The following is a 6,606-nucleotide window of genomic DNA, read 5'->3' on the forward strand; positions in this document are numbered from 1 at the left end:
ATCACCGCTGGGTTGGATGAGCGGCGACCCGCCGCGCCCGGCTCCGCCGCGCTTGCGATCACCGCTGGGTTGGATGAGCGGCGACCCGCCGCGCCCGGCTCCGCCGCGCTTGCGATCACCGCTGGGTTGGATGAGCGGCGACCCGCCGCGCCCGGCTCCGCCGCGCTTGCGATCACCGCTGGGTGATCGGCAGGTACACCCGGTTGCCGTGCTCGGCGAACTCGCGTGACTTCTCGGCCATGCCCTCGCTCATCATGGCCTCGATGTCCTCTTCGGTCTCGAGCCCGTGTTCCGCCGCGAACGCCCGCACATCGGCGGTGATCCGCATAGAGCAGAACTTGGGTCCGCACATCGAGCAGAAATGCGCCGTCTTGGCGGGTTCGGCCGGCAGCGTCTCGTCGTGGAATTCCCGTGCGGTATCGGGGTCCAACGACAACGCGAACTGGTCGTTCCAGCGGAACTCGAACCGCGCCGTCGATAGGGCGTCGTCGCGTTCCTGTGCGCGCGGATGTCCCTTGGCCAGGTCGGCCGAGTGCGCGGCGATCTTGTAGGCGATCACCCCGTCCTTGACGTCCTTGCGGTCCGGCAGCCCCAGGTGTTCCTTCGGGGTCACATAGCACAGCATCGCGGTGCCGGCCTGGGCGATGATGGCCGCGCCGATCGCCGAGGTGATGTGGTCGTAGGCCGGTGCGATGTCGGTGGCCAGCGGGCCCAGCGTGTAGAACGGGGCCTCCTCGCACAGCTCCTCCTCCAGCCGCACGTTCTCGACGATCTTGTGCATCGGGATGTGCCCCGGCCCCTCGATCATCACCTGTGCGCCGCGGGCTTTCGCGATCTTGGTCAGCTCGCCCAGGGTGCGCAGCTCGGCGAACTGCGCGGCGTCGTTGGCGTCGGCGATCGAGCCCGGCCGCAGGCCGTCGCCGAGCGAAAACGTGACGTCGTAGCGCGCGAAGATGTCGCAGAGCTCCTCGAAGTTGGTGTAGAGGAACGACTCCCGGTGATGCGCCAGGCACCAGGCCGCCATGATCGACCCGCCGCGGGAGACGATCCCGGTGACCCGCTTGGCGGTCAGCGGCACGTACCGCAACAACACGCCGGCGTGCACGGTCATGTAGTCCACACCCTGCTCGCACTGCTCGATCACGGTGTCGCGGTAGACCTCCCAGGTCAGCTCCGTCGGATCGCCCTTGACCTTTTCCAGCGCCTGATAGATCGGCACCGTGCCGACCGGCACCGGGGAGTTACGCAGGATCCACTCGCGGGTTTCGTGGATGTTCTTCCCGGTGGACAGGTCCATGATGGTGTCGGCGCCCCAGCGGGTGGCCCACACCATCTTGTCGACCTCCTCGGCGATCGACGACGTCACCGCCGAGTTGCCGATGTTGGCGTTGACCTTGACCGCGAACGCCTTGCCGATGATCATCGGCTCGCTCTCGGGATGGTTGTGATTGGCCGGGATCACCGCGCGGCCGCGGGCGACCTCGTCGCGCACCAGCTCGGCCGGCATGCCCTCGCGGGCGGCGATGTATGCCATCTCGGCGGTGATCTCGCCGGCGCGGGCGCGCTGCAGCTGGGTGCCGCGGTCGCGCACCACCCCGGGCCGCGGCGGCAGGCCGGCCGCCAGGTCGATCACCGCGTCCGGGTCGGTGTAGGGCCCGGACGTGTCGTAAAGGTCGAAGTGGTCCCCGGTCGACAGGTTGACCCGCCGGAAGGGAACGCGCGCGCCGGGAACCCCCTCCAGCTCCCGGTAGGCCTTGGTGCTGCCGGCGATGGGGCCGGTGGTGACGGTGGGTGCAGCGGTCGACAGGGTGTCGGTCATTTTTCATCTCCCTACGCCGGCATTACCCGGTCAGGTTCGTACGGTCGACGGCCCCGAGCCGTCCTCTCAGCGCATTCGGCGTGCGCTCCCGCGTCTTGTGGATGGTCCGCACGCGACGTTACCCCCAAAGACGGTAGCCCGGGATACCCACCGGGTGGGAGGATGCGAACGTGCAACCCGCGGGTAACCCCAACCAGCCGACCAGCGCAATCGAGGCCGACGCGCAGTATTTGAACGTCGGCGCCTTCCGGTTCTGGTTCGTCGGCCAACGTTGGGAATGGTCCGACGAGGTGGCCAGGATGCACGGCTACGAACCGGGAGCGGTCGTGCCGACGACGAAGCTGCTGCTATCGCACAAGCACCCCGACGACCGCGCACATGTCCAGGAGTTGCTCGACTACGCGTTGCAGTCGGCCGAGTCGTTTTCCAGCCGGCACCGGTTCATCGACACCGCGGGCAGCGTGCACGACGCGATCGTGGTCGCCGACCGGATGCTGGACGAGTCGGGCGCCGTGGTGGGCACCGCCGGCTATTACATCGACCTCACCAACACTTTCGACGAGGCCCGGCAGGAAGTGCTCGATGCGGCCCTGCCCGACCTGTTCGAGAATCGTGCGGCCATCGAACAGGCCAAGGGCGTGCTGATGTATGTCTACCGGGTCAGTGCCGAGCAAGCCTTTCGCGTGCTGCAATGGCGCTCGCAAGAAACCAACGTGAAGCTGCGTTCGTTGGCAAAGCAACTGCTCGAAGAAGTGAGGACGCTGATCACGCCCGCGCCCGCCGTGCAGAATCAGTTCGACCACTTGTTGCTGACGGTGCACGAAAGGATTCCCGACGAGCCCACTGGGTAACCAGCGCACTATGCGCACACACCGGGTCGGGGACGGGTTAATCTTCCAAAAAATCTGGACGGCACATGCTGTGGGGCGAAAGGCATGGAATTGTTGGCGGTCGACCACGAGGCCAATGAGGATGCGGTAGTCGTGCGCGTTCAGGGTGATGTCGACTCCAGCAACGTCGACGAGCTCAACACCCACCTCATCGCCGCGCTCCAGGTGGCCGCGACCCACCCGGCGCGGCTGGTCGTCATCGATCTGCAATCGGTCAGTTTCTTCGGAAGCGCGGCGTTGAACGCGGTGCTCGAGTGCCACGAGGAGGGGAAGGCAGCCGGTACGTCGGTCCGTCTGGTAGCCGACAACGACCTGGTGCTCCGGCCGATACAGGTGACCGAGCTGGACCGCATCCTCGACATCTCGCCGACGCTGGCTGCTGCGTTGCACCGCAACCGCCGCCGATGAACCCGGGGCTGCCGGCTGATCTGGCGGCTGCGGTCGCCTTAGGCGGCGAGATGGGTCGCCGGTTCGCCGGGTTCGACTGGGCGAACCACCCCCTGGGGCCGCCGGATGAATGGTCCGCCGAGGCGCGGGTGGCCGTGGCGGTGGCCTTGACGTCACGGTTTCCCATCGTGCTGTGGTTGGGGCCGACGGACCTGTTCCTGATGTACAACGACGCCTACGCGCAGATCCTGGGCAACAAGCACCCCGCGGCGCTGGGCCGCCCGGCCGAGCAGGTGTGGTGGGAGATCTGGGGCCAGATTCACCCGATGCTCACCAGCGTCATCGACACCGGCAAGGCGACCTGGTCCGACGACTTGATGTTGCCGCTGATGACCGGCGACCAGCCCGAGGAGCGGTACTTCACCTTCAGCTACAGCCCGCTGATCGGCAGTGGCGGAGACGTTTACGGCATCTTTTGCGCCGTCCGCGAGACCACCGATCGGGTGTTGAGCGAACGTCGGCTGCACCTGCTCAACACGGTGGCGACCGCCGTCATGGACACCCACGCCATCGACGACGCCGTGCACAGCGCCGTTTCGGTGTGCGGCGCGCAGCCATTGGACTTGCCGTTCATCGCGGTATACCTCGACGACGCGCTGTGCGGCGCGACGCCCTCGATCCTGGGTCTGCTGCCGGGCTCCCTGACCGAGCTCACGGGATGGGACACGACACCGCGTTCGCGGGCCGCGCACGTCATTGATCGGCTCGAAGATGTGATCCCGGGCATCGCAAGCGTTCTCGGCGAGAACTGCCCACGGCAGGCCCTTGCGCTGCCGCTGGGCGAGGGCGCCGGCACCGGGGCGCTGGTGGTCGGGACCAGCCCGCGGCGTCCCCTCGATGCGATGTACCGCGGCTTCTGCCAGCTGCTCGCCGACCAGCTGTCGTCGGCGCTGGCGTCCGCCGTCTCCTATGAGCAGCAGCGGCGGCGAGCGGACGCGCTCGCCGAGCTGGATCGGGCCAAGACGGCGTTTCTCACCAACGTCAGCCACGAATTCCGCACGCCGCTAACGCTTTTGGTCGGGCCGCTCGATGACGCGCTGTCCGACGCCCCGCCGGGAAGCGTGCTGGCGGAACGGCTGAACGTCGCAGGACGCAACGCGCGGCGCCTGCAGCGCCTGGTCGACTCGCTGCTCGATTTCTCCCGCATCGAGGCCGGCCGGGCGGACGCGAAGCTGGTGTGCACCGACGTCGGCGCGCTCACCGCGCACATCGCGTCGTCGTTCACCGAGCTGTGCCGGCGGGCGGGGCTTGATCTCGAGCTGGACTGCGGTCCGGCGCTGGCCGACGTCGATCCGGGCATGTGGGAGACGATCGTCCTCAACCTGCTTTCCAATGCCGTGAAATACACCCTCAAGGGCTCCATTTCGGTCGAGGTGCGCGCCGAATCCGCGCACTGCCGGATCACGATGGCCGACACCGGAGTCGGGATCGCCCCCGAGGACCTGGACCGCCTGTTCGAACGCTTCTACCGGGCCGACAACTTGCGCGGGCGCAGCGTGGAGGGCACCGGTATCGGGCTGGCACTGGTGCGTGGGCTCGTCGAGTTGCAGCGCGGAACGGTGGAGATCGACAGCGAACTGGATCGCGGAACGACGGTCATCATCCGGCTGCCGCGGTCGGAGGTGGGCGCGGCGGTCGATCAATCCCCCACCGGTGCGCTGGACGAGAGCAACCCGTACGTGGCCGAGGCGCGACAGTGGCTGCCGCCGGTTCCGGAGCCCGCCGCCGCGCGGACCGCCCACCGCGCGTCCGGCGCCCCCCGCCAGTTGGTGCTGATCGCCGACGACAACGCCGACATGCGTGCGCACCTGGACCGGGTGCTGTCCGCCCACTGGGAAACCGTTTTGGTCGCCGACGGCGAATCGGCCCTGGCCGCCACCCGGGAGCTGCACCCTGACGCGATCGTGACGGACGTCATGATGCCGGGCCTCAACGGCTTCGAGCTGGTTGCGGCGATCCGCGCGGACCCGGCGCTGGCCACCACACCGGTGCTCATGCTGTCGGCCCGGGCCGGCGCGGAGGCCGTCGATGAAGGCTTCGCGGGCGGGGCCGACGACTACCTGCCGAAGCCCTTCCGCTCCCAGGAGCTGGTCGACCGGGTGGCATCGCGGTTGTCGGCGGTCGCCCGCGAGCGCGAACGCCAACGGCGTGAGGCGCGGCTCGACCTGGCACACCTCGACTCCGCCCTGCAGGCCGCCGACTCGGTCGCCGGGATATTGGACGCCTTGATCGGCCACCCATCCGGTTCGGACTCTCCCGCCGCGGTGACGATCGGCGCGCTCGACGGGGAGCACCACGTCCGCTTCGAGTACGCCGGCGACCTGCCCGTGGAAGTGCGGGACCGCTACCACGTGGCCGCGCTGGACTCGCCGCTGATCGGAGCCGACGTCATCAGCAGCGGCGAGCCGATGATCGTCCCCGACACGTTCGAGCTGCCGCCGCGCTACCAGCACGCCGTGCGCGACACCGCGGACAGCGTGCGCGCCTGCGTCGCCCACCCGTTGCGCGACAACACCGGTCGTGTCATCGGTGCGCTGTTGTTGCTGTGGCCCACGCCGCGCCAGTTCGACCCCGCCGAGCTGGATACGTTCGCCCGGATGGCCGAGCTGACCCAGTCCGCCCTCGACCGGGTCCGGGCGATGGCGCAAGAACACCGGATCGCCGTCGACTTCCAGGAGCACCTGCTCGACCTGGATCGCGGCTCGACCGCCGCGGTCGTGGCGGCCGTCTACCAGCCGGCCGGCGAAGCGATGCGGGTCGGCGGCGACTGGTACTCGGTCACCCCGCTCGGTCGCGCCGGCCTGATCGGGATCTCGGTCGGCGACGTCGTCGGGCACGGCCTGGCCGCCGCGATCGTGATGAGCAGGCTGCGTGCCGCGGTGGCCGCCTCAGCGCTGACCGCCGCCGAACCGCCCGCGGTGCTGGCCGCACTGGACAGGTACGCGGCCAGCATCACCGGCGCTCGCTGCGCGACGGTGGCCTACGCCCTCATTGATACGGGGGCCGGCTCGGGGGGCGCCACCGTGAGCTACAGCTGCGCCGGGCATCCCTACCCGTTGCTTGTCCCGTCCGACGGTGACCCTGTCTTCCTCGAGTCGGGGCGCCGTCCCCCGGTGGCGGTCGAGGATGCGGAGCCAGCCGGCGCCACCGCAACGGTCGAGCTGGCGCCGGGAAGCATGATCCTGCTGTATACCGACGGGCTCATCGAGCGGGCCGGCGAGACGCTCGACGACGGATTCGCCCGGCTGAAGGCGGCGGCCGCCGGCTGCGCCGAGCTGCCGGTCGAATCCGTCTGCACCCAGTTGCTGGCGCGGATGACGCCGCCGACGGGCTATCGCGACGACGTCGTGGTGCTCGCGTTGCGTCCGAGCCACGTGGCGGGGCGCAGCTTCGCCACCGTGCTGCCGGCCGCGCCGGCGCAGATCCCCGTCGCGCGCAGGCAACTGCGGG

Annotated in this window: 5 protein-coding genes and 1 riboswitch; of the genes, 4 read left to right on the plus strand and 1 reads right to left on the minus strand. The window is 69.1% G+C overall.

Annotated elements, in window-relative coordinates:
* Positions 1-186 (plus strand): hypothetical protein (locus tag VMD50_RS04315; RefSeq protein ID WP_325425207.1); only part of this gene is annotated, 186 nt, incomplete at its 5' end.
* Here the strand turns inward: VMD50_RS04315 and thiC are convergent.
* Positions 173-1,819 (minus strand): phosphomethylpyrimidine synthase ThiC, encoded by a 1,647-nt coding sequence (gene thiC, locus VMD50_RS04320; RefSeq protein ID WP_325425209.1) that lies wholly within the window; start codon positions 1,817-1,819, stop codon positions 173-175. The two genes, VMD50_RS04315 and thiC, sit on opposite strands and share 14 nt — an antisense overlap.
* Positions 1,811-1,921, minus strand: a riboswitch (TPP riboswitch). It overlaps the preceding gene by 9 nt.
* A 107-nt stretch (positions 1,922-2,028) precedes the next feature.
* Between thiC and VMD50_RS04325 the strand changes: the two genes are divergently transcribed.
* The 3 genes from VMD50_RS04325 to VMD50_RS04335 form a co-directional block, all read left to right on the plus strand.
* Positions 2,029-2,670, plus strand: coding sequence for a PAS and ANTAR domain-containing protein (locus VMD50_RS04325; protein WP_414685996.1), 642 nt, complete (start codon positions 2,029-2,031; stop codon positions 2,668-2,670).
* An 84-nt stretch (positions 2,671-2,754) separates the two neighbouring features.
* Entirely contained in the window at positions 2,755-3,117 is a 363-nt protein-coding gene (locus tag VMD50_RS04330; RefSeq protein WP_325425213.1) for an STAS domain-containing protein, read from the plus strand.
* A gap of 50 nt (positions 3,118-3,167) precedes the next feature.
* Positions 3,168-6,606: SpoIIE family protein phosphatase (locus tag VMD50_RS04335; RefSeq protein WP_325425215.1), on the plus strand; the 3,439-nt coding region annotated here is incomplete at its 3' end.

Source organism: Mycobacterium sp. (assembly GCF_035506235.1).
Taxonomy (GTDB): Bacteria; Actinomycetota; Actinomycetes; order Mycobacteriales; family Mycobacteriaceae; genus Mycobacterium.

Excerpts from the sequence above, each read along its gene's own strand:
- thiC (WP_325425209.1), bottom strand. The coding sequence starts at position 1,819 with ATGACCGACACCCTGTCGACCGCTGCACCCACCGTCACCACCGGCCCC.
- VMD50_RS04330 (WP_325425213.1), top strand. The coding sequence starts at position 2,755 with ATGGAATTGTTGGCGGTCGACCACGAGGCCAATGAGGATGCGGTAGTC.